At 69.1% G+C, this 22423-nt stretch carries 25 protein-coding genes and 1 pseudogene; 18 read left to right on the top strand and 8 right to left on the bottom strand.

The features are described 5' to 3' along the window. The first annotated feature begins 143 nt into the window (after window positions 1-143). From ACS5PN_RS10750 to ACS5PN_RS10735, 4 genes are read left to right on the top strand one after another with little or no spacing between them, the layout of a single operon-like run. A complete protein-coding gene (locus ACS5PN_RS10750) occupies window positions 144-1571 on the top strand; it encodes a sensor histidine kinase (protein ID WP_439463940.1) in 1428 nt (475 codons plus the stop codon). Then, a complete protein-coding gene (locus tag ACS5PN_RS10745) occupies window positions 1568-1972 on the top strand; it encodes a hypothetical protein (RefSeq protein WP_439463939.1) in 405 nt (134 codons plus the stop codon). The genes ACS5PN_RS10750 and ACS5PN_RS10745 overlap by 4 nt, the downstream gene beginning before the upstream one ends. A gap of 19 nt (window positions 1973-1991) precedes the next feature. Continuing rightward, entirely contained in the window at window positions 1992-2813 is an 822-nt protein-coding gene (locus tag ACS5PN_RS10740) for a LytR/AlgR family response regulator transcription factor (RefSeq protein WP_439463938.1), read from the top strand. Continuing rightward, window positions 2810-3043: a hypothetical protein gene (locus tag ACS5PN_RS10735; RefSeq protein WP_439463937.1), complete on the top strand. Its 234-nt coding sequence runs from the start codon at window positions 2810-2812 to the stop codon at window positions 3041-3043. The genes ACS5PN_RS10740 and ACS5PN_RS10735 overlap by 4 nt, the downstream gene beginning before the upstream one ends. A gap of 12 nt (window positions 3044-3055) precedes the next feature. On the opposite strand, the gene ACS5PN_RS10730 is transcribed toward ACS5PN_RS10735, so the two are convergent. Together ACS5PN_RS10730 and soxR are read right to left on the bottom strand one after the other, a co-directional pair. Then, window positions 3056-3832, bottom strand: a complete 777-nt coding sequence (locus tag ACS5PN_RS10730; RefSeq protein ID WP_439463936.1) for a ferredoxin--NADP reductase — start codon at window positions 3830-3832, stop codon at window positions 3056-3058. Between the two features lie 80 nt (window positions 3833-3912). Beyond that, window positions 3913-4401: a redox-sensitive transcriptional activator SoxR gene (gene soxR, locus ACS5PN_RS10725; protein WP_439463935.1), complete on the bottom strand. Its 489-nt coding sequence runs from the start codon at window positions 4399-4401 to the stop codon at window positions 3913-3915. Between the two features lie 30 nt (window positions 4402-4431). On the opposite strand from soxR, the gene ACS5PN_RS10720 reads away from it, so the two are divergent. The 4 genes and pseudogenes from ACS5PN_RS10720 (at window position 4432) to ACS5PN_RS10705 (ending at window position 7011) form a co-directional block, all read left to right on the top strand. After that, window positions 4432-5430, top strand: coding sequence for a questin oxidase family protein (locus tag ACS5PN_RS10720; protein ID WP_439463934.1), 999 nt, complete (start codon window positions 4432-4434; stop codon window positions 5428-5430). 46 nt (window positions 5431-5476) lie between these two features. Next, on the top strand, window positions 5477-6049 hold the full coding sequence (locus tag ACS5PN_RS10715; protein ID WP_439463933.1) for a helix-turn-helix domain-containing protein: 573 nt from the start codon (window positions 5477-5479) through the stop codon (window positions 6047-6049). Then, window positions 6040-6414: pseudogene (locus ACS5PN_RS10710) on the top strand (GNAT family N-acetyltransferase); the annotation flags it as partial. The gene ACS5PN_RS10715 and the pseudogene ACS5PN_RS10710, both read left to right, overlap by 10 nt. Window positions 6415-6492: 78 nt before the next feature. Next, a complete protein-coding gene (locus ACS5PN_RS10705; RefSeq protein WP_439465557.1) occupies window positions 6493-7011 on the top strand; it encodes a GNAT family N-acetyltransferase in 519 nt (172 codons plus the stop codon). Here ACS5PN_RS10705 and ACS5PN_RS10700 read toward each other — a convergent pair. The 3 genes from ACS5PN_RS10700 to ACS5PN_RS10690 form a co-directional block, all read right to left on the bottom strand. Beyond that, window positions 6998-9310, bottom strand: coding sequence for an ATP-binding protein (locus ACS5PN_RS10700; RefSeq protein ID WP_439463932.1), 2313 nt, complete (start codon window positions 9308-9310; stop codon window positions 6998-7000). The genes ACS5PN_RS10705 and ACS5PN_RS10700 overlap by 14 nt on opposite strands. Window positions 9311-9406: 96 nt before the next feature. Beyond that, entirely contained in the window at window positions 9407-9688 is a 282-nt protein-coding gene (locus ACS5PN_RS10695; RefSeq protein ID WP_439463931.1) for a BTH_I0359 family protein, read from the bottom strand. Window positions 9689-9810: 122 nt separating this feature from the next. After that, a complete protein-coding gene (locus ACS5PN_RS10690) occupies window positions 9811-10707 on the bottom strand; it encodes a hypothetical protein (RefSeq protein WP_439463930.1) in 897 nt (298 codons plus the stop codon). A 34-nt stretch (window positions 10708-10741) separates the two neighbouring features. On the opposite strand from ACS5PN_RS10690, the gene ACS5PN_RS10685 reads away from it, so the two are divergent. The 4 genes from ACS5PN_RS10685 to ACS5PN_RS10670 all read left to right on the top strand — a co-directional run bounded on the left by ACS5PN_RS10685 (window position 10742) and on the right by ACS5PN_RS10670 (window position 14321). Next, complete coding sequence (locus ACS5PN_RS10685) at window positions 10742-11524, top strand: fumarylacetoacetate hydrolase family protein (protein WP_439463929.1); 783 nt, start codon at window positions 10742-10744, stop codon at window positions 11522-11524. Then, a complete protein-coding gene (locus ACS5PN_RS10680; protein WP_439463928.1) occupies window positions 11521-12459 on the top strand; it encodes a nucleoside hydrolase in 939 nt (312 codons plus the stop codon). Before ACS5PN_RS10685 ends, ACS5PN_RS10680 begins: the two co-directional genes overlap by 4 nt. Window positions 12460-12596: 137 nt before the next feature. Beyond that, entirely contained in the window at window positions 12597-13601 is a 1005-nt protein-coding gene (locus tag ACS5PN_RS10675; RefSeq protein ID WP_439463927.1) for a diguanylate cyclase domain-containing protein, read from the top strand. Between the two features lie 42 nt (window positions 13602-13643). Further along, window positions 13644-14321 carry a DUF4197 domain-containing protein gene (locus ACS5PN_RS10670; protein ID WP_439463926.1) on the top strand — a complete coding sequence of 226 codons (678 nt, stop codon included), beginning with the start codon at window positions 13644-13646 and terminating at the stop codon, window positions 14319-14321. Here the strand turns inward: ACS5PN_RS10670 and ACS5PN_RS10665 are convergent. Next, complete coding sequence (locus ACS5PN_RS10665) at window positions 14318-14800, bottom strand: GFA family protein (RefSeq protein WP_439463925.1); 483 nt, start codon at window positions 14798-14800, stop codon at window positions 14318-14320. The genes ACS5PN_RS10670 and ACS5PN_RS10665 overlap by 4 nt on opposite strands. A 92-nt stretch (window positions 14801-14892) precedes the next feature. Between ACS5PN_RS10665 and ACS5PN_RS10660 the strand changes: the two genes are divergently transcribed. After that, complete coding sequence (locus ACS5PN_RS10660) at window positions 14893-15807, top strand: ProQ/FINO family protein (RefSeq protein ID WP_439463924.1); 915 nt, start codon at window positions 14893-14895, stop codon at window positions 15805-15807. Here ACS5PN_RS10660 and ACS5PN_RS10655 read toward each other — a convergent pair whose 3' ends face one another. After that, entirely contained in the window at window positions 15808-17187 is a 1380-nt protein-coding gene (locus ACS5PN_RS10655; protein ID WP_439463923.1) for a leucyl aminopeptidase family protein, read from the bottom strand. Window positions 17188-17356: 169 nt separating this feature from the next. Between ACS5PN_RS10655 and ACS5PN_RS10650 the strand changes: the two genes are divergently transcribed. The 5 genes from ACS5PN_RS10650 to ACS5PN_RS10630 all read left to right on the top strand — a co-directional run bounded on the left by ACS5PN_RS10650 (window position 17357) and on the right by ACS5PN_RS10630 (window position 21498). Further along, complete coding sequence (locus ACS5PN_RS10650) at window positions 17357-17530, top strand: hypothetical protein (protein WP_158593544.1); 174 nt, start codon at window positions 17357-17359, stop codon at window positions 17528-17530. Window positions 17531-17644: 114 nt separating this feature from the next. After that, window positions 17645-18223, top strand: coding sequence for a hypothetical protein (locus ACS5PN_RS10645; protein ID WP_439463922.1), 579 nt, complete (start codon window positions 17645-17647; stop codon window positions 18221-18223). Between the two features lie 12 nt (window positions 18224-18235). Beyond that, window positions 18236-18787, top strand: a complete 552-nt coding sequence (locus ACS5PN_RS10640) for a tRNA-uridine aminocarboxypropyltransferase (RefSeq protein ID WP_439463921.1) — start codon at window positions 18236-18238, stop codon at window positions 18785-18787. Between the two features lie 9 nt (window positions 18788-18796). Then, window positions 18797-20896 (top strand): protein-disulfide reductase DsbD family protein, encoded by a 2100-nt coding sequence (locus tag ACS5PN_RS10635; RefSeq protein WP_439463920.1) that lies wholly within the window; start codon window positions 18797-18799, stop codon window positions 20894-20896. Continuing rightward, entirely contained in the window at window positions 20893-21498 is a 606-nt protein-coding gene (locus ACS5PN_RS10630; RefSeq protein WP_439463919.1) for a redoxin domain-containing protein, read from the top strand. The genes ACS5PN_RS10635 and ACS5PN_RS10630 overlap by 4 nt, the downstream gene beginning before the upstream one ends. On the opposite strand, the gene ACS5PN_RS10625 is transcribed toward ACS5PN_RS10630, so the two are convergent. Next, the gene (locus tag ACS5PN_RS10625; protein ID WP_439463918.1) at window positions 21499-22413 is read right to left on the bottom strand and encodes a glutaminase; all 915 of its coding nucleotides are present in this window, start codon (window positions 22411-22413) and stop codon (window positions 21499-21501) included. Window positions 22414-22423 lie beyond the last annotated feature (10 nt).

The following is a 22423-nucleotide window of genomic DNA, read 5'->3' as shown; positions in this document are numbered from 1 at the left end:
GACCTTCACACCCCTGTCACGGCCGGCCGCGCGGACTGTCGCGCTCCCATGCAGTTCGTCCCCCACCCCGGCCGGCGTGTCGCTTCGGCCCCACGGCGCCTGGCCCGCCTGCTTACAGTGGCCCCAACGACGACAAACCGGCCATGACTCCCTCCTTCTCCCCCAGCCCCCAGCAGCAGCTCTGGATCGAGCGTTGGCAGCGCTTCTCCGCCGCGGTGGTGCGCTACTTCCACATCTACGCCGGCTGGCTGGTCGGCATCAGCTGGAAGCGTTTCGTGCTGCTGTCGCTGGCGCTGCTGATCGGCGTCAACGTGCTGAAGAACCTGCCCCCCTTCACCTGGCGCATCAGCGAGCAGGTCGAGGACCATGACCACGGCGCCGAGCGCCGCAAGGCCAAGGCCGAGGCCGAAGCCCGCAAGGCCGTCGAGCAGGCCCGCAAGGCCGTCGACAAGGCCGGCAAGAAGGAAGGCGACAAGGGCGTCCACTACGAGGTCAAGATCGACGAGCGCGGCGTGCGCATCCAGCCGGTGCGCCCGGCTTCGGCGGCCAGCGCCGTCGACGAGGACGGCGAGCCCAAGGCCGACCCGGCCCCGGCCATCTCCCTCGACTTCCCCAAGAGCGCCCGCCCCGAGGACATCCGTGCCGCCATCGACCAGGCCAAGGAGCAGCTGAGCCAGCTCAAGCAGGAGGCCGAGGAGGTCAAGGACGCCCAGGAGGCTGCCGCCGAGGCCCAGGCCGCGCTGCAGCAGGCCGCCGAGGAGGCGAAGGACGCCCAGAGCCGCCGCCGCGTCACCATCGTGCATGCCGGCGACTCCCTGGTCGACCTGGCCATCCTGTGGATCCTGGCCTCGGCCGTCATCAAGGCCATGTACAAGGGCCGCATCCAGGCCGAGGTCAAGGCCGCCCAGGCCGCCGAGAACGCCGAGAGCGAGGCCCTGAAGCGCCAGGTCATCGAGGCCCGCATGGCCGCCATGCAGGCCCAGGTCGAGCCGCACTTCCTGTTCAACACCCTGGCCAGCATCGACCACCTCATCGAGGTCGACCCGCCGCGGGCCAGCCAGATGCAGAAGAACCTCATCGCGCTGCTGCGGGCCTCCATGCCCACCATGCGCGAGGCCAACGCCACCGCCACCCGCGACCTGGGCCGTGAGCTGGCCGTCATCCGGCCCTATCTCGAGATCCTCAAGGTGCGCATGGAAGAGCGGCTGCAGACCGAGATCGACGTGCCCGACGGCCTGCTGTCCGCCGAATTCCCGCCCATGATGATCCAGGGCCTGGTCGAGAACGCCATCAAGCATGGCCTGGAGCCCAAGGCCGAAGGCGGCAGCCTGAAGGTCAAGGCCGAGATCGTGCACGGCAAGCTGGCCGTCACGGTCGCCGACACCGGCCTGGGCTTCGGCCGCGCCGCTACCAGCGGCACCGGTGTGGGCCTGGCCAACATCCGCGAACGCCTGCAGCTGCTGCACGGCGCCCGCGCGAGCGTCACCGTCACCGAGAACCAACCCAGTGGCACGGTCGTCACGATCACCGTGCCCTATCGCAGCCGCAACGACGAAGGAGCCTCAGCATGAAAACCTTGTTCAAGATCCTCTTCATCGGCACCGCGCTGATGGTCCTGGTGGCGATGTTCGGCGGCTTCGCGCTGCTGCACCACCACGGCGGCCCGGACATGCACATCGTGCTGGACGACGGCGACATCTTCCTCGGCGGCAGCGACTTCGGCGACTGGCTGGGCGCCAGCATCGGTCTGTTCGTCGCCGGCATCGTCTGCGTCGTCGTGCTGCCGCTGGTGCTGCTGCTCGGCGTGGCCCTGCCGCTGGTCATCGTTGGCGGCGTGCTGACCCTGGTCGTCGCCAGCCTGCTGGGCGTCGGCGCCGTGCTGGGCTCGCCGCTGATCCTGCTCGGCCTGCTGCTCTTTGTCGTGCTGCGCAACCGCAGTCGCGCCAACACGGCCAAGTCGACGCCGGTCTGAGCTAGTAGCATCGTCGGCCATGAGCAATGCACCCATCCGCGCCGTTCTGGCCGACGACGAAAGACTGATGCGCGAACAGCTTCGCGCCCGATTGACCGAAGTCTGGCCCGAGCTGGACATCGTTGCCGAGGCCAAGAACGGCCTTGAGGCTGTCGAGCTGACGAAGGAGCACAAGCCTGACATCGTCTTCCTCGACATCCGCATGCCGGGCCTGACTGGCGTCGAGGCGGCCCGCCAGATCGCCCAGCTGCCTGACGACGATGACTGGCTGGTGCCGGAGATCGTCTTCATCACGGCCTACGACCAGTATGCCGTCGAGGCCTTCGAGCAGGGCGTGGCCGACTATGTGCTGAAGCCCGCCGAGCGCGAGCGCCTGCAGCTGACCGTGGCCCGCATCAAGAAGCGCCTGGCCCAGCGCGAGGGCCCTGCAACCGACTTCAGCGACAGCGCGCCGGTGCCGCTGCAGCAGTTGCTGCACAAGTTGTCCGGCCAGATGAACCCGACGGGCAAGCCGGCCTATCTGCAGTGGATCCAGGCCACTGTCGGCCAGGCCATCCAGATGATCCCGGTCGAGGACGTGCTCTTCTTCATCAGCGACGAGAAATACACGCGGGTGCAGACGGCCAAGGTCGAGGCCCTGATCCGCAAGCCCATCAAGGAGCTGGTGGACGAGCTGGACCCGCAGGTCTTCTGGCAGATCCACCGCTCCACGCTGGTCAATGCCCGTGCCATCGACGGCATCACGCGCGACTTCCGCGGCCGCCAGCTGGTGGGCGTCAAGGGACTGACCGAGAAGCTCGAAGTCAGTCGCAGCTACACCCACCTCTTCAAGGGCATGTGAGTACCTGGGCCAGACTGCGCGCCCAGCCCGCCGGCTTCTGGCTGGGTGTGGGCCTGGTGGCGGAAGCACCAGCCGCGGTCATTGCCACCCTGCTGCCTGCAACGCTGCGCGAGCCGATGATGGCCGCGGTGTTCACGTCACCGGCCTGGGCCACGGCAGCCATTGCCGCCTGCCTGCTGCTCTACGCAGGCACCGCATGGGCGGCGATCAGGCTGGGGCTGGGCGGCTGAGCCGCCAACGCCTTATTTCTCGACGAAGGCGCGCTCGATGACGTAGTCACCGGGCGTCGTCGTGCTGCCTTCCTTGAAGTTGCGCACCTCCAGCATGGCCTGCATGTCCTTCAGCAGCTCGGGGCTGCCGCACAGCATGATGCGGTCGGTCTCGGGATTCAGCGGCGGCAGGCCCAGGTCGGCCTGCAGCTTGCCGGTCTGGATCAGGTCGGTGATGCGCCCCGTGTTCTTGAAGGGCTCGCGGGTGACCGTCGGGTAGTAGAGCAGCTGCTCGCTGGCGAACTCGCCGAGGAACTCGTGCTGGTGCAGGTCCACGCTGACATGGTCGTGATAGGCCAGCTCGTTCACATGACGCACGCCGTGCACGAGGATGACCTTCTCGAAGCGCTCATAGGTTTCAGGGTCGCGCACGATGCTGATGAAGGGCGCCAGGCCCGTGCCGCTGCCCAGCAGATAGAGGTTCTTGCCCGGCAGCAGGTAGTCGATCAGCAGCGTGCCGGTGGGCTTGCGGCCGACGATGATCTTGTCGCCCGGCTTGATGTGCTGCAGGCGCGAGGTCAGCGGGCCTTCCGGCACCTTGATGCTGAGGAATTCCAGCTGTTCCTCGTAGTTGGCGCTGACGATGCTGTAGGCGCGCAGCAGCGGTTTGCCCGTCTCCAGCTTGAGGCCGATCATCGTGAAGTGGCCGTTGGAGAAGCGCAGGGCCTGGTCGCGCGTGGTCGTGAAGCTGAACAGGCGGTCGGTCCAGTGGTGGACGGTCAGGACGGTCTCTTCGTGGAAGGCACTCATGTCGGTCGTTTCGGCGGACGGTTTGGCGGGTTAACCCCCGGATTTTCACCGGGAAGTGATATGCGGGCGTCGCATAAGGGTCAACAGCCGGTTTCGATGCGCAGAAGCCTCGCCCCGGCGCCCTCGGCGCATTTGACGTCCTCGGGGTTGTAGAGGGCGCAGGCCTTCAGCGACAGGCAGCCGCAGCCGATGCAGCCGGTCAGGCGCTCGCGCAGCTGCTGCAGGGCGGCAATGCGCTCGTCCAGCAGTGGGGCCCAGCCGGCCGACAGCCGCGCCCAGTCGGCCTTGGTGGGGGTGCGGCCCTGGGGCAGCGTGGCCAGGGCCGCCTTGATCTGCGGCAGCGTCAACCCCACCACCTGGGCGGCGCGGATGAAGGCCACCCGGCGCAGCACATGGCGCGGGTACTGGCGGTGGCCACCGCTGCTGCGACTACCGGCGATCAGGCCCTCGGCCTCGTAGAAGCGCAGCGCGCTGGCCGCCACGCCGGCGCGCCTGGCCAGCTGACCGATGGACAGCGGTGCTTTCGCGGGATCGGGGCTTGACTTCAAGTCCACTTGAACTTCGAGCATGGCGCCATATTCCCACAACCGAGGCTGCTCATGCTGATGAAAACCGCAACGCCGGCTCCGGCCACCCTCGCCCAGCTGCACCACCTGCTCGACGCCGGGGTGGCGCTGTCGCCCACCTACCGGGGCCGCCTGAGCAACCACCTGCCCATGGCCCAGCAGGCCCTGTTGGAGCTGGGCGCCTCGGCCGCCCGGTTGCAGGCCTGGACGGAGGCCTACGAAGCCCATCTCGAGCCGCGTGTCTGCGCCCGCCCGGCCAGCGTTGCTGTCGACCGTGACCTGGGGCGGCCGGACAGCGAGCCCGCATGGCAGGCGCATTTCGCCTCCCGCATCGCGTTGACAGGGAGCGCCGCCACGCTGCGCGAGGCCTTGCCGCTGCTGCTGCCCGGCGCGGGGGCCATCGCCTTCCATGGCCTGATCCGTGCCGGCCATGCGGTGCTGGCCGGCCACGAGGGCGAGCTGGCCACGGGCCTGGCGCACTGGGCGGCGCATTTCCTGCCCTTGCCGACGACGGCCGACGGCCCGCGGCTGGAGCTGGCCGACTGGCTGCATGCGCTGCGCCAGCTGCCGCGGCCCGCCTACCCGGCCGGCAGCCTGATCACCGATCGCATGGAAGCCTGGGGGCACACGCCGGACTTCGCAGCGGTGGCCGGGCGTTTGCGCCACGGGCCGGACACGCTGCGCGAGCTGGCCCTGCTGGCCGCGCGCACCTACGCGGCGACCGGCAACTTCACCGTGCTGCATCTGCTGACCGGCAGTCACGCGCTTGTCGTGCTGGAACCTTGGTGGCCAGCGCCCGAGCTGGCGCGCGGCTTCAGCGTCGCCGCCGCGGCCGGCTTGCTGGCCAGCGGGGCCGAGCTGGCTCTCACGCTCGACCGCCCGCCCAGCCGCCCCTGGCCTGCGCTGATCGCCGCTGCCTGCGAGCAGGACGATGCCCACGTCATCAAGCTCACCCATGCCGCCTGGCGCCTCGGGCGGCGCTGGCCTGACCCGGCCTGGCGCCGTGCCGTGGAGCGCGCCATTCCATTTTGATGGATGCAATTTCCAGTAAAAGAGAAATTCCAGTAAACTGGAATGCATGGATATCACGCAACGCATTGGCCGCCGCCTTCATGAACTGCGCGCGGCCGCCGGCCTGTCGCTGGACGCGCTGGCGCAGAAGAGCGGCGTCAGCCGCTCCAACATCTCGCTGATCGAGCGCGGCCAGAGCAGCCCGACGGCCGTCGTCCTCGACAAGCTGTCTTCGGCCCTGGGCGTCAGCGTCGCGTCGATGTTCGAGGCCGGTGCGCCGCCCGCTGCACCGTCGCCGCTGGCGCGGGTGGTGGACCAACCCATCTGGAGCGACCCGGCCTCGGGCTATGTGCGCCGCAATGTGTCGCCTCCAGACGTGTCACCGCTGCAGTTGGTGGACGTCGTCTTCCCCGCCGGCCAGCACGTGTCCTTCGAGACCTCGGAGCGTGACGCCGACATCCACCAGCTGGTCTGGATGATCGACGGCGTCATGCAGATCGGCCACGGCAGTGAGCAGTGGGAGCTGAACCCGGGCGATTGCCTGGCCATGCGCCTGGACGCGCCCATCCGTTTCCACAATCCTGGAACCCAGCCGGCGCGCTACCTCGTCGCCCTCACCGGAGCGACGCCATGGCGCTGAGCATCGCGGCCGTCGACCCGGATGACGCAGACGCCCGCCGCCTGATCGACGCCCTGTCGGACGCGCTGCAGGCCATCACCGGCGACAGTGGCCGCGGCGGCTTTGCGGCCGGCGACGTGCGTGGCCCGCGCAGCCGTTTCGTCATGGCACGCGGCGAAGATGGCCAGCCGCTGGGTTGCGGGGCCCTGCGTCCACTGCAGGGCGATGTGGCCGAGCTCAAGCGCATGTATGCGCGCCCGGGCTCGCGCGGCGTTGGCGCGGCGGTGCTCGCTCACCTGGAGCGGGCTGCTCTGGGACTGGGCTATCGCGCGTTGTGGCTGGAAACCCGCGCCGTGAACCTGCGCGCGGTGTCGTTCTACGAGCGGCATGGCTACCGGCGCATCCCGAACTTCGGCGGCTACGCGGGCAACGCCGCGGCCGTGTGCTTTGGCAAGGAACTGGACATGAGCACGATCATGGAACTGGACGGCGAACAGGCCGCCGCACGCGTGGACGAACTGGCCGAAGTGCTGCGTGACTGCGTCGAAGGCGGTGCGTCGGTGGGCTTCATGCTGCCGCTGGCAGAGGGGCGGCCGGAGGCCTTCTGGCGCAAGGTCGCCGCCGACGTCGCGGCCGGCCAGCGCCATCTCTTCGTTGCCGAGGACGGCGATGGCCGCATTTGCGGCACGCTGTCCCTCGTCATCGACATGCCCGACAACCAGCCGCATCGAGCGGACGTCTCGAAGATGCTGGTGCATCGCCGTGCGCGGCGCCAGGGGCTGGCGGAGAGGCTGCTGAAGGCGCTGGAGGCCAAGGCGCGTGAGCTGGGCAGGACGACGCTGGTGTTGGACACCGTCACGGGCAGCGACGCCTCGCGGGTCTATGAAAGATTGGGCTGGCAGCGCGCCGGCGATATCCCGAACTATGCGTTGATGCCCGACGGGCCCTTCTGCTCGACGACCTACTATTTCAAGTCGCCCTGAACCCGATCCCGCGCCGCTCACGCACCTCGGGCTTGGCGCGATGCTCGGCTTCCAGCTGAGCCAAGAACTCATCCGGCGCGAACGCCTCGCCCAGGATCTCGACCTGCTGCCGGACGGCGGCAAAGTCGCCATGCGTCAGGCAGTCCATCGCTACCAACCTTGAGCGCTGCTCGTCGGTCGGCGCGGCCCCGGCTTCGCGTTCGAACATCGTCAAGCGCTGCTCGGGCTTCAAGGCCTTGAAGCGGATCTTGAAGGCAAAGCGCCGCAGCGCGGCTTCGTCGAGGTCGTCGAAGAGATTGGTCGTGCAGATGAAGAGGCCGTTGAAGCGCTCCATGCCGGCCAGCATCTCGTTGACTTCGCTGACCTCGTAGTTGCGCTCGGCATGCTTGCGGCTGCGCAGGAAGCTGTCGGCTTCGTCCAGCAGCAGCACGGCGCCTTCGGTCTGCGCCGTGTCGAACATGCGGGCCATGTTCTGCTCGGTTTCGCCGACGAACTTGCTGGCGATGTCGCTGGCGCGCCTGACCATCAATGGCCGGCTCAGGGCCTGGGCGATGTGTTCGGCCAGGGCGGTCTTGCCGCTGCCGGGCGGGCCATAAAAGCAGAGCTGGCCTCGGCCCTTGCGGCGCAGGGCCTCGACGATGCGCGGGATCTCGAAGCGGCTTTCGCAGTTCAGCAATTCCAGCGCATAGCTGGTGACGCAGGGGCGGGCGAGGCTGGCGCCGTCGTCGCGGCCCAGGGCCTTGTCGGCGTTCAGCAGCTGGCGTTCGATGAGTTTCTCGGCGTCATCGGCCGCACCGGCCAACTGGGCAAAGCGCACGGCGGTGCGGATCTGCGCTGGCGTCAGGCCTGGGCGCTCGGCCAGCTTGGCAACAAAGGTTTCGCTGACCTGGACCTCGCCGAGGGCCTTGGCCACCAGGCCCTTGCGGGCGCCGGGCGGCGGCGACTTCAGCTCCAGGTGGTACTGGAAGCGGCGCCGGAAGGCCGGGTCGATCTGCTCGATGCGGTTGGTGACCCAGATGACGGGCACCGGGTTGGTTTCCAGGATCTGGTTGACCCAGGCCTTGCCGCTGACCGAGTTGCCGACGCCGCCTTCGCCGCTGGCGTCCAGCCGGTTCAGCAGCGAGGCCGTGTCGCTGGACAGTGGCGGAAAGACGTCCTCGACCTCGTCGAACAGCAGGGCCACATTGGCGCTGGCCTTCAGGAAGACCTGGCTGATCTGCAGCGAGCGGTAGCGGTCGCGGCCCGACAGCGAATTGCCGTCGCGGTCGGCGTACTCGACCTCGTACAGGTCCAGGCCCGCTGCCGTGGCCGCCACCTTGGCCAGTTCGGTCTTGCCCGTGCCGGGCGGGCCGTAGAGCAGCACATTGACGCCAGTGGCATGCGTGGCGACGGCGCGGCGCAGCAGGCCCTGCAGCAGGTCGAGGTCTTCGACGACGAACTGGAAATCAGACGGCACCAGCGTGCTCTGCGTGGCCGGCCGCGTGAACACGGCCATCAAATCGTGAGGGCCCTGGTATTCGCGCATCAGCACCGGCGGCAGCTGGTCGCTGACCTTCATCAGGTCGGCCAGGTCGGTAATGTTGTGCTCGGAGATCAGGTTCTCGACCATGCCGATGCGCTCGAGGCGCGAACCGGCGCGCAGGGCCTCGGCCACCTCGCGCTCGTCCACGCCGGCGACCGCCGCGATGGCCGCAAAGGCTTCCTGCGCCGTGTTGACCTTGAACTCGACCAGGGCGCCGCGCAGCTCCCGCTGGTATCTCGCCAGCGTGCCGTAGAGCAGGATGGCCCGCTCCGCGGGATTGAGCTGCAGCAGGGTGCCAAGGGCCGCGATGTTCTTCTCGACCAGTGTCGACTCGCGCTTCAACTGCCGGTCCAGGTGCTCGCAGGTCGTCGCGAGCAGGGCCATCATGTCCTTGGGCGCGTCCTTGACGTACTCGTCGAGGTAGAAGAACAGCGTCGCCTCGGAGAACGGACCGCTCCATTGGCCGAAGCGCTCGAGAAAGGCTTCGTCGCCGAGGGCTTCGTGGCCGCGCCACAACTCGTTGCCGGCGCAGCGCTGGCCCAGATAGCCGCGCAGCCTCTGCAGCACCCGGGTGGGCCAGACGAGGTGGCGGCCGGTGAAGGACAGCAGGCCGTTGAAGTCGCGCCGCAGATTGAAGCGGCCGGCGTGCCTGACGGTCAGCGTCAGCACGAATTGCGAGCACATGCGGTCCAGCACCGGAGCGCTGTCCAGGCCGGGCGAAGGCAGCACGCGGGCAGGTGCCCGGGAGGCTGTCTCAACGGCGGCTCGCTTCACCATTCGATGGGCTCCTTGCTCAGCCTGTTGCGGCTGGCGCTGACCCATCTTGTATCAGGCTTGGCGGCAGATCAATGCAATCTGGGCCCCCAAGAGTGTTCAGTGCATCACGACCGGCTGCTGGCCCATCACGGCGTAGCGCTCGATGAACTCGTCGAGTTCGTCCTCGGACGGCTCGCCGTCGTCGATGAGGGCCTGCACACCTTGCTGGAAGGATTCGGCCAGGGCGCCCTCGATGAAGATTTCCTTGCGGGCGAACTTGTCGACGATCTCGAAACCACCGCGATTGAGCTGCGGCCCTGCCTCCACCGCCTGCAGTTCAATGTGCGGCACGTCGAACTGGACGACGATGAAGCTGTCGGAGTTGTAGAGCATGTGCATGGAGTTCTCCTCAGGGCTTCAACTGCGGGTGGGGCCTGGCGTTTCAAGCCCCGCTTGCTTTAATACTGGCAGAACGCCCCGCTGTTCGGGTCATCCCATGCGCTGACAACGTGTAGGAAGCGTCAGGAGTTCACGTCGGACAGACGGATTTCGAAACCGCGCGTTTCAGGGTCGCCCTGGCGCAGCCGCACCGGCCAATAGCCGCGGTTGGGGTCCAGCCACAGCTCGACGCCGGGGTCGCGTTCACCGAGCGGCAGGCGGCGCAGATGCAGCATGCCGGCGTCTTCAGGCGCCGAATTGACGGTCTCGAAGACCCATTCACGCAATTCGCCACGCAGGCCCGCCACCCAGACGCGCCAGCGTCCGCCCGGCGTCGGCGCGGCCTGCACCAGGGCGGCCAGTTGCAACCACCACGACAGCCGGTCCTGGGTGCCCTCGGGCAGGTCCAGCTGGGCCGGGCTGGCCGAAAAGCTGACCCGCCGGCCTTCGGCGTCGAAATTGATGGCTTGGCGGTCCTGGCCGCCGCGTTGCAGCGCAAAGCGTTCCGGCGCGAGGCCGGTGCTGCCGGTATGGCCCAGGCTTTCCATGGCCGGCAGCGTGCGTTCGCCGACACGGCGTGTCAGGCGCAGGCTGTAGCGGCCATCGTCCTGGGGTTGCCACTCCAGCTGGGCCTCACCGTCCTGGCCGCCCTGGCGCAGCCGGTACTGCCAGGCGGCCGGCCCGGCCAGGCGCAGCAGCGGCGCGTCCGGTGCCTTGGTTGGAGCTTCAACGGCCGGGGCGGGCGGCCGGGGGTTGGGACGGGTCGAGCGCGCTTGAGGCGAAGGCGAGGTGGGCGGCGCGGGCTCCGGCGGGGCCACGGGTAAGGCCGGCGGTTGCAGCAAAGCCACGCTGATGGCCCGGGCCGGCTGTACGGTGGTGTCCTCACGCGCCCGGCCGCCACCCAGCAGCGCCGCATGCGCGAGCAGGCTGGCCGCCAGCGCAAGCAGGGCGGCGCGGGGGGAGGGCAGGCCGGCGCGCATCGCACAATGCTGCCATCACCCCGGATCTTTCCCCATGAAACTCGCCAGCTACGCCGACGGCTCGCGCGACGGCCATCTTGTCGTCGTGTCGCGCGACCTGACCCAGGCCCACTACGCCACCGGCATCGCCACGCGCCTGCAGCAGGTCCTGGACGACTGGGGCTTTCTCGCGCCTCAGCTCGAAGACCTCGCCGTGCAGCTCAACCACGGCAAGCTGCGCCACGCCTTTGCCTTCGAGCCCGAAAAATGTGTCGCGCCCTTGCCACGCGCCTATGGCTGGGCCGTCGTCGACGCCGAGGGGGGCGCGCGCCGTGAGGCCGGCCAGTTCCAGGGGCCGCACCAGCCCTTGAGGGCGCCGGCCGCCTGCGAGTCCGCCCTGGTGGCCATCAGCGGCGATCTCGGCGCCGCCAGCGATGCGGCTGCGGCTCTTGATGCCTTGCGCCTGCTGAGCTTTGCCGCGGACTGGCGCCTGGAGGGCGAACTGATCGCCACCCACTGCGCGCCGCTGGCCGTCACGCCCGATGAACTGGGCGAGGCCTGGGGCGCGGGCCGCTTGCAGGCCCGCCTTGTCGCCCTGCACAACGGCGCCAGGCTCGAACCGCGCGACGTGGTGGCCGCGCCGGGGGCGGCACTGGCCCGCCTGGCGCGGCTGCGGGCCCTGCGTGCCGGCCAGCTCGCCGGCGTGGCCCTGGGCGGCCTGGAGCTGCCCCTCGCGCCCGGCGACAGCCTGCGCCTGGACCTGAAGTCCGCCGACGGCCAGCACAGCCTGTTCGGCGCCATCGACCTTGACCTCGCACCGCCGCCCGCCCTCCCATGAGCCAGCCCATCATCATCGACACCGATCCCGGCCAGGACGACGCCATCGCCCTGCTGCTGGCCGCGGCCAGCCCCGAGCTGGAATTACTCGGCGTGACGACGGTGGCCGGCAATGTGCCGCTGGCGCTGACGACGCTGAATGCGCGCAAGGTCGTGGAACTGGCCGGCCGCCGCGACGTGCCCATCTGCGCCGGCGCCGACCGGCCGCTGGACGTGCCCCTGGTGACCGCCGAGCATGTGCATGGCGACACCGGCCTGAACGGCGTCGAGCTGCCCGAGCCGACGCTTGGCCTCGACCCCCGCCATGCCATCGACTTCATCATCCAGACCCTGCGCGAGCGCGAAGCCGGCACGGTGACGCTGTGCCCCCTGGGGCCGCTGACGAACATCGCCCTGGCCCTGCGCCAGGCGCCCGACATCGCTTCGCGCATCCGCCGCATCGTGCTGATGGGCGGTGGCTGCTTCGAGGGCGGCAATGTCACGCCGGCAGCCGAATTCAATATCTATGTCGACCCCCAGGCCGCCCATGAGGTCTTCACCAGTGGCGTGCCCATCACCATGGCGCCGCTGGACGTGACCCACGAGGCGCTGACGACGGCGGCCCGCATCGAGGCCATCCGCGCCCTCGGCAACCGCGTCGGTCCGGTCGTCGCGGCCTGGATGGAGTTCTTCGAGCGCTTTGACGAGGCCAAGTACGGCCAGGACGGCGGCCCCCTGCACGACCCCTGCGTCATCGCCTGGCTGCTGCGCCCCGAACTCTTCACCGGGCGGGACTGCAATGTGCGCATCGAGAGGCACAGCGAGCTGACGCGCGGCATGACCGTCGTCGACTTCTGGGGCGTCACCGGCCTGCCCGCCAATGCCCACATGCTGCGCCACGTCGATTCGGACGGCTTCTTTGCGCTGCTGACGGAGCGGCTGGCAAAGCTCCAATAGACCCATTCCTGATGGGTAAATCCCCGTCGACATCATTTATGTCCGGATGTAAAAACAGGCCCTGAACAGGGATTGACCCGGTAGAGAGCATCGCTCCGCGGGGCTGCATCCAAGGCGATGCAGACGAGGAGAGACAGGTGCCGAGCAGAGAAAAGCTGCTGGAGGTGATCGCCATCCAGACCGAGGTGGCCCGACTGGGGCTGGACCTCGGCGGGCTGATGAGCCTCGTCGTGCAGCGCACGCTGACCCTGGTGGGTGCTGATGGTGCGGCCGTCGAATTGGCCGAGGGCGACGACATGGTCTATCGCGCCGCGGCCGGCATGGCGCGCGGCAGCCTGGGCCTGCGGCTCAAGCGCGGTGCCAGCCTGTCGGGCCTGTGTGTGCGCGAAGGCCATGTGCTGCATTGCGACGATGCGCTGACCGATCCCCGGACCGACCGTGCCGCCTGCGAGAAGCTGGGCCTGCGTTCCATGGTCGTCGTGCCGCTGCGCCACAACGGCGAAACCGTGGGCGTGCTCAAGGCCATGTCGGCCCAGGTGGCTCATTTCAATGACCGCCACTTCGCCCTGCTGGAGCTGCTGTCCGACCTCGTCGCCGCGGCCATGTATTTCGCGACCCGCTACGCCCCGGGGGAGCTCTTCCACAAGGCCACCCATGATGGCCTGACCGACCTGCCCAACCGCTCCCTTTTCCTGGACCGGCTGCGCTCCTCCCTGGCCCAGGCCGTGCGCGACCGCCAGCCGCTGGCCGTGCTGATGCTGGACCTGAACGGCCTCAAGCCCATCAACGACACCCATGGCCACCGCGTCGGCGACGCGGCCCTGCTGGAGTTCGCCGGGCGGCTGAACGCCAGCGTGCGCCAGTCCGATACCGCGGCCCGCCTCGGTGGCGACGAGTTCGGCGTGCTGCTGCGGCCGTTGGCCCCCGAAGGCGGGCTGGAGGCGACCATCGCGCGGCTGCGCCAGCAGCTCAACGGCAACTTCCATTTCGAAGGCCGCAACCTGCCGCTGGCGGCCAGCCTGGGCGCGGCCCGTTTCCCCGAGGACGGCAACGATGTCGCCCACCTGCTGGAACTGGCCGACCAGCGCATGTACCACCAGAAGCGCGACATTCAACGGGCCTTGCAACACGTCGCAGCCTGAACGGGCAGTGGCAAGATGGTCTCCCCCCGACCGGAGACCGCCATGCAACGCCGCCTCGTCATCGCCACCGCCCCCGCTCTCCTGCTGCTGCGCCCGGCCTGGGCGCTGAACCTCAGCGAGGGTGATGCCAATGCCGGCATCCGCACGGCCCTGGAGCGCGGCGCCAACTCGGCCGTGGCCCTGCTGGGCAGGCAGGACGGCTTTCTCGGCAACCCCCTCGTCAAGATCGAGCTGCCGGGTTATCTGAAGGACGCCGCCAAGCTGCTCAAGGCCACCGGCCAGGGCCACAAGCTCGACGAACTCGTCACCGCCATGAACCGCGCGGCGGAAGCCGCCGTGCCGGCCGCCAAGCCGCTGCTGGTGAAGGCCGTCAAGGACATGAGCGTCGACGACGGGCTGAAGATCCTGAAGGGCGGCGACGATTCGGTGACGCAGTTCTTTGCCGGCAAGACGCGTGAACCCCTGGGCCAGCAGTTCCTGCCCATCGTCACCCAGGCGACCGAGAAGGTGTCGCTGGCCGACAAGTACAACGCCGTCGCCAAGAAGGCGGGTGGCTTCGGCCTCGTCAAGGGCGATGAGGCCAACATCCAGCAGTACGTGACGGCCAAGGCCCTGGACGGCCTTTACCGCATGATCGGCGAGGAGGAGAAGAAGATCCGCCAGGACCCGGTCGGCACCGGCAGCGCCATCCTCAAGAAGGTTTTTGGGGGCCTGGGCTAAAAGCCGTGAGCCTTGTGCCACTCGGCGAGTGACATGGCCGGGTACTCGTCGAAGCGCGGATCTTTCGCGTGGCCTTCCACCTCGACCCAATCCGCCTTGGAGCCCACCATGCAATGCACATGTTCGGGTGGCGTCGGCAGCGGCGTGTCGATGGCGCTGGCGTGCGGGTGCACGAGTTCCGGCCAGGTCGGGTCCCACAGCCACAGCGCGCTGCCGCACTTCACGCAGAAGTAGCGCCGCGCGCTGCTCTTGTGCTTGCCTTTGCCATTCTTGTTGGCCAGCTTGGCGCGGTAGATGCGCAGGTGGCGCTTGCCCTTGACCTTCATCGTGTGCGTCAGCGCACCGAGGTTGATCGCGAAGCCGCCGGCACCGGCCGTCTTGCGGCAGATGGAGCAGTAGCAGCGCATGAAGGGGGCGGGCGAATCCGCCTCGACCGAGAACTTGACGCTGCGGCAGTGACAGGAGCCTTCGAGATGCATTTGCTGGCCTTTGTCGAGGGATGCGTGCAAGGGCCCATGATGGCCGACAATCCTGCCCCTTGCCTGTTTGCTGCCGCTTCGACGGCTTTGCGATGAATTCCGATCTTCCTGATCCCGTCACCCCGTCCGAAGAACCGGCAGCCGCTGCGGCTGCACCCGTGACCGTGCCGGAGGCGGCACCCGTGACCGTGCCGGAGGCGGCACCCGCCACCGAGAGCACGCCCGAGGTGCCCGCTGACGCCGCGCCGGTTGCTGCAGCGCCTGCGCCCGCTGCACCGGTGGCAGACGCCACGGCCGAGCTCAAGGCCCTGTTCCCGGCCCTGTTCACCGGCAAGCCCAAGCCCGTCAAGCTGCGCATCCAGGCCGATATCCAGGAGCGCGCCCAGGGCAAGTTCAGCAAAGCCCAGCTCAGCGCCTTCCTGCGCCGCTACACCGGCAGCACGGGCTATCTGATCGCGCTGACCCAGGCCAAGACCCGCTTCGACCTCGACGGCCAGCCCGCTGGCGAGATCACCGAGGAGCACCTCAAGGCCGCCCAGGAAGAGCTGGCCCGCCGTCGCGGCCTGAAGCAGGAGCGCGAGCAGGCGGACCAGGAGCGCCACCAGCTCGAAGCCCAGCAGCGCCGCAACCGCGCCCAGCTGCTCTGGGACTTCGAGCGCACGACGTTGACCGAAGCCAACTTCTGCGTGCTCAAGGGCACGACGCCCGAGGAGCTGCCCGGCCTGCTGGAAATTGCGCGCAAGGAGCGCGCCGAGGCACCGCCGGCCCCGCCGCGCGAAGCCCGTCGCGATGGCCCGCCGCCTCGCCGTGACGACCGTCGCCCTGGCGGCGGTGGGCGTCCGGAAGGTCGCAATGAAGGTCGCCGCGAGGGCGGCCGTCCGCCGCAGCGCCAGGGCCAGGGCAGAAAGCCCGACCAGCCGCGCCGCGATCAGGCCGCCAAGCCCCAGGCGCCCAAGCCTCCGGCAACGGCCGAGGCCCAGCCGCCCAAGGACCAGACGCCCGAGTAATCAGGCCGAGTAGCGCTGCTCCAGGTAGGCGAGCAGGGTGCGGATGGTCTGCGCCTCGCCGCCCACCGGGCGGCCGGCGCGCGGGGCGTCGTTCCAGGCGAACAGGTCGACGTGCAGCCAGTCCTGCTGGGGCGGCAGGAAGTCTTCCAGGAACAGCGCCGCGTTGATGGCGCCGGCCAGCGGGCTCTTGCCGGTGTTGACGATGTCGCCGATCGTGCTCTCGATGCCGGCGTGATACGGCGCCCACAGCGGCATATGCCACAACGGGTCGTCCAGCTTCAGGCCCAGGTCGACCAGGTCGCGGGCGGTGTCCATGTGCTTGGCGAACAGGGCCGGCAACTGGGCACCCAGGGCCACGCGGGCGGCGCCCGTCAGCGTCGCCAGGTCGATGACCAGGTCAGGCTTGCCCTCGGCGGCGTAGGCCAGCGCGTCGCAGAGGATGACGCGGCCCTCGGCGTCGGTGTTGCCGATCTCGATGTGCAGGCCCTTGCGGGTCTTGATGACGTCGCCGGGGCGGTAGGCATTGCCCGAGATCGAGTTCTCGACCGCCGGGATCAGCAACTGCAGCCGCACCGGCAGCTTGAGAGCCATGATCAGCGTCGCCAGGCCCAGGGCATTGGCGGCGCCGCCCATGTCCTTCTTCATCTGGCGCATGCCTTCGCCGGGCTTGATGTTGAGGCCGCCGGTGTCGAAGCAGACGCCCTTGCCGACCAGGGCCAGCTTGGGGTGCTTGGGGTTGCCCCAGTTCACTTCGATCAGGCGAGGTGAGCGCGTGCTCGCGCGACCAACCGCATGAATGCTGGGGAAGTTCTTCTTCAGCAAGGCGTCGCCGACGGTTTCGGCATAGGTCGCGTCGTACTGTTTGGCCAGGGCCTTGGCGGCGGCGGCCAGTTCGGCCGGGCCCATGTGCTCGGCCGGCGTGTTGACCAGGTCGCGCGTCGCCGCAATGGCGGCGGCCAGGGCCAGGCCGCGCTCCGCGTCGGCACCCGACTTCAGCGTCAGCGTCGCCGGGGCGCGCTTGGCGGGCTTGTAGAGGTCGAAGCGGTAGCCGCCCAGCTCCCAGGACATGGCTGCCGCCTCGGGCAGCAGGGCCAGGCCGGCTTCATCCAGCTTGTAGACGCCTTCCGGCAGGGCCAGCGGCAGATGGCTCAGCGCGAAGGGGTGGGCCGCATGGGCGACGCCGGCGAACACCTGGGCCAGATGGCCGTCGGCGCCCGGCACCAGGGCGTGGCTGTCGGCGGCGCCGACGAAGCCGACCGTCGCCAGCCAGGCCCGGGTGGCCGCGGGCAAGCCGGCGGCCAGGGCCTGGAAGGCGGCGCGGTCGACGACGGTGATGGGGGTGGCCTTGGCCGGGAGGGTCTTCTTCAGCTGGACGGTCATGGCGAGTCCTGGAATTCCAAAACCGGCATTGTCGGCACAGCCGGTGACCGCAGGCCACATCTGCAAAGAAGTGTGTTTTGGCTGTCAACCGGCCCCGCCGGACCGCCGTTGTGCCTCCCAATCGCGCCCCTCTCGGCGTGAGACGGCCTCCAAAAGGCCAGACAGCATCATGAAGATCCAGCCCCGTACCGAACACCAGCCGCGCCGCCTTCCCCTCCCGGAAGCCGCCTGGAGTGCCGAATCCGTCGAAAAGGGCCGCAAGCACGAGGCCTTCGACACCGGTTTCTACAGCGGCGAACGCCGCGGCCTGGCCCGCGCCCAGCGCTTCGACCGCAAGCGCTGATTCGAAAACCCCCTTCTCGGCCCACCGTCCACCCCCTGGACGGTGGGCTTTGTTTTGCCCGATCGGGAAATCCTCCCGAAATCGCCGGCACGACAGCGCCGAGAATGCGCCCCCATGAAAGCCGCCCGCCGCTCCATCGCCTTCTTTTCCGGCCTCCTGCTGTACTGCTTCGGCGCGGGCGCGGCGATGAAGTACGCGAGCACAGGCCTGCCGCGCCAGGTCTATGCCCAGCTGGGCGGCCGCAACAGCCTGCCCGTGATGCTCGGCGAAGCACTCGCCATCGCGCTGCTGCTGTTCGTCGTGGCCCTGATCTGGGGCTATCTGACGCTGCGTCCCCAGCGCCGCCGCCACCGCCCCTATATCGCCTGGATGATGTCCGGCGTTGGCGTGGCCTGGGCGGGCTGGCTGATCTTTGGCGCCTTCAGCTTCGCACTGAAGCCGCGGGCCTATTCCGCGCCGCTGCAGAGCATGCTGCTGTCGTCCAACGCGGCACCGCTGTTCGGCGCGCTCAACATCTTTGGCGTCGTTTTGGGCGTCTGGCTGGCGGGCCGCTTGGCAAAGCGGCGCCAGATGAAGCTGCCCAGCACACGCTCGCGGCGCGGTTCCGGTGCGGAAGAAGCCGCCGCCGATGCCGGCACGGACAGCACGGTGTCGACCATCGCGCCGCACTCGGTCTCGCCGCCGGCGAACTGAGCCGGAGCGACCATGCCCCGCGCGGTCTGCCCGCGCTGTGAGCGCCCGGCCTCCACCTGCCTGTGCGCGACGCTGCCGGCGCGGCTGGCCGTACGCACCGAGCTGCTCATCCTGCAGCATCCGGCCGAGGCCGGGCATGCCAAGAACACCGCTGCCTTCCTGACACTGGGACTGAACCCGGCGGCGCGGCTGCTGCGCGGTGAGGTCTTCGACCCCGCCCTGGCCGGCCCCGGCACGGCCCTGCTCTATCCGGGCGAGGGCAGCACCGGCACCGGTCCGGTCGAGCGTCTCATCCTGCTGGATGGCAGCTGGCGTCAGAGCCGCCGCCTGCTGGCCGCCAATCCCTGGCTCGCCGGCCTGCCGCGCGTGGCCCTGCCCGAAGCACCGGGCCGCTACGCCATCCGTCGCGGCCATCGGCCCGGTCAGCTGTCGACTTTCGAGGCCGGCCTGCATGCACTGGCCTTGCTCGAAGGCGAGCCGAAACGCTTCGAGCCCCTGTGGCAAGCGTTCTTTGCATTTGTTGATGCGGGCCTGTCACGACGCGGGGAAAGCGGTATGGCCTAGGATTTCGGGATGTTCTCGTTCCTGCGCCCCATTTCCGTCGCCCTGCTGGCGGCCCCCGTGATCGCCTTTGCGGCAGCCCCCGAGGCCGCCACCGAGCATGTGAAGGCCCGACTGGTATCCAGCCAGGCGACCGTGGCGCCCGGCCAGCGCTTCACGGTGGCGCTGGAGCAGAACATCAAGTCGCACTGGCATACCTACTGGCTCAACCCGGGCGATTCCGGCCAGGCCACCACCATCGATTGGACGGGCGCCCAGGCTGCCCCCATCCAGTGGCCGACGCCGGGCATCCAGGCCATCGGGCCTATCGTCAACTACGGCTACGAGGGCCGTGTGGCCCTGCTCGTCGATCTGACCGTACCCGCCGATGCCAAGCCCGGCACGCGCTTCAAGCCGGCGGCCGAGGTGAAGTGGCTGGTCTGCAAGGACGTCTGCATCCCCGAGCAGGTCAGCCTGGGCCTGGATCTGCCGGTGGCTGCCGAAGCCAAGGCCGGCGCCGATGCGGCCCAGATCGAGGAATGGCGCGGCGCCATTCCCAAGCCGGCGAACTTTGCCGTGCAGCTCAAGGCCGCGCCCCAGGGTGTGCGCCTCAGCGGCCCGACGGCAGGGGTGACCAAGGCCTATTTCTTTGCCGACACCTGGGGCGCGGTGGCCCACAGCGCGCCGCAGGCCTTGAAGGCCGAAGGTGGCGGTTGGGTGCTGGACATCCCCGCGGGCGACGAGCCCGTGCCCGCCGGCAAGCCGCTGTCCGGCGTTATCGTGCTGACGACAGGCGCGGGCGACCAGGCCTGGGCCCTGTCTGCGCCCATGCCTGAAGGCGCCGGCAAGGGTCCTGGCCCGGCCGACCTGAGCGCTCCCGAAGTTGGCGCAGCGCCCGCCGCGACCCCTTCGCCCGAAAGCGATCTCGGCCTGCTGCCCGCCCTGGCCCTGGCCCTGGTCGGCGGCCTGATCCTGAACCTGATGCCCTGCGTCTTCCCGGTGCTGTCCATCAAGGCCCTGGCCCTGGTGCGCGAGGGCAACCACAAGGCCGAAGGCCTGGCCTACACGGCCGGCGTGCTGATCAGCTTCGCAGCCCTGGCGGCCGTGTTGATTGCACTGCGTGCCGGTGGCCAGCAGGTGGGCTGGGGCTTCCAGTTCCATTCGCCGGTCTTCGTCCTCATCGTCAGCTATCTGCTTTTCCTGGTCGGCCTGAACCTGTCGGGCTTCTTCGACGTGGGCGGCAGTTTCACCGGGCTGGGTTCCAACCTGGCCGCCAAGCAGGGCCTGGCCGGCAGCTTCTTCACCGGCGTGCTGGCGGCCGTCGTCGCCACGCCCTGCACGGCGCCCTTCATGGGCGCGGCCCTGGCGTTTGCGCTGTCACAACCGGCCGCCGTGATGCTGGCCGTCTTCCTGGCGCTGGGCCTGGGCCTGGCCTTGCCTTTCCTGATCCTGGCCTTCTGGCCCGCGGCGCAGCGCTGGCTGCCGCGGCCGGGTGCGTGGATGGACAAGTTCAAGCAGTTCCTGGCCTTCCCCATGTATGCCGCCGTCGTCTGGCTGCTGTGGGTGCTGGCCCAGCAGGCCGGGCCCGACGGCGTGGCCATGGCCTTGGGTGGGCTGGTGCTGATCGCCTTTGCGCTGTGGCTGCTGCGGGCTGGCCAGGGCTTGTTCAACCGGGTGGCGGTGGTGGCCGCCTTCGTGCTGGCGCTGGGCGTCATCCACTGGATCAAGCCGGTCGAGGCGGCCGATGTGCCGGTTGCCGCTACCGGGTCGACCATCGAGGCCTACAGCGCCGATCGGCTGGCCGAGCTGCGCGCGCAGAACAAGCCGGTCTTCGTCAACATGACGGCGGCCTGGTGCATCTCCTGCCTCGTCAACGAGCGCGTTGCGCTGTCGCGACCCGAGGTCAAGGATGCCTTCGCCAAGGGCGGCGTGGCCTATCTGAAGGGCGACTGGACCCGCGAGGACCCCAACATCACCGCCGTTCTGAAGGCCCATGGCCGCTCCGGCGTGCCCCTCTACCTCTACTACGCACCCGGCGCCGCCGAGGCCCAGGTGCTGCCGCAGATCCTCACCCCCGGCCTCGTCGTCGAGGCCATCTCGCTGCCCCCCACCGCTTCCAGGAGTTCGACATGACCTTGCTTCGCCGCAGCCTGCTCGCCGCCCTGATCCTGCCCGCGCTGGCGCATGCCAACGCCAACGTCGACGCCCCCGCGCCGACCTTCTCCGCCACGACGGCCGACGGCAAGACCGTCAACCTGGCCGACTACAAGGGCAAGACGGTGGTGCTGGAGTGGACCAACCACGACTGCCCCTACGTCAGGAAGCACTACGGCAGCGGCAATATGCAGACCCAGCAGAAGGCGGCGACCGCGCAGGGCGTCGTCTGGCTGCAGGTGATCTCGTCGGCGCCGGGCCAGCAGGGCTTTGTCGACGGTGCTGCGGCGCAGAAGCTCAATGCCGACCGCGGCGCCGCGCCCACCGCGACGCTGCTCGACCCCAAGGGCGAACTCGGCAAGCTCTACGGCGCCCAGACCACGCCGCACATGTACGTCATCAAGGCCGACGGCACCCTGGCCTACAAGGGCGGCATCGACAGCATCGCCACGCCCGACAGGAACGACATCGCCAAGGCCGAGCCCTACGTGACCGAGGCGCTCGCCGCCGTGGCCGCCGGGCGCAAGGTCGAGAAGGCGTCGACGCGGCCTTATGGCTGCAGCGTCAAGTACGCGAGCTGATTAGAAGACCGACAGCCCCGTCTTCGCGACAAACAGTTCCAGCGCCCGGCGGCCGAGCAGCGAGTTGCCGGTCGGGTCCAGCGCGGGCGACCAGACGCACAGGCTGAGCTGGTCGGGCACGATGGCGACGATGCCGCCGCCGACGCCGCTCTTGCAGGGCAGGCCGATGCGGAAGGCGAACTCGCCGGCTGCGTCATAGGTGCCGCAGGTCAGCATCAGCGCGTTGACGCGCCGCGTCTGCGCTTCGCTGAGCACCGGGGTGCCGGCCAGCGGATGGCGGCCGTCACGGCACAGAAAGCCGGCGGCGCAGGCCACCTGTTCGCAACTCATCGCGATGGCGCACTGGTTGAAATAGACGTCCAGCACGGTGTCCACGTCGTTGTCCAGCGTGCCAAAGGCCTTCATGAAGTTGGCCAGCGCGGTGTTGCGAAAGCCCGTGTCGGCTTCGGACCGCGCGACCTCGGCGTCGATGTGCACGGCCTCGCCGCTCAGCCGGCCGAGCAGGGCCAGCAGCTCGGCCTTGGCGTCACCCTGCGACACCAGCCGGTCCGCCACCGCGATGGCGCCGGCATTGATGAAGGGATTGCGTGGGATGCCGCGCTCGCTTTCCAGCTGCACCAGCGAGTTGAAGGCGCTGCCCGAGGGTTCGCGCCCGATGCGGTCCCACATCGCCTCGCCGAGGGCGCGGATGGCCAGGGTCAGCGAGAACACCTTGGACATGCTCTGGATGGAGAAGGGCGTCGCGCTGTCGCCGGCCTGCGCCGTCTTGCCGCCCACGGTGCGAAGCGCCATGCCGAACTGCAGCGGCGACACCCGCGCCAGAGCCGGGATGTAACTGGCGACCTTGCCACCGGCCGTGGCCAGCTGCGGGCGCAGTTCGTCATTGATCTCGTCGAGGATGAGCTGGAAGTTCATGGCGGAGATT

The sequence above is a fragment of the Roseateles sp. NT4 genome (assembly GCF_051857475.1).
GTDB lineage: Bacteria > Pseudomonadota > Gammaproteobacteria > Burkholderiales > Burkholderiaceae_C > Pelomonas.
This window is presented reverse-complemented; position numbering and strand designations above follow the sequence as displayed.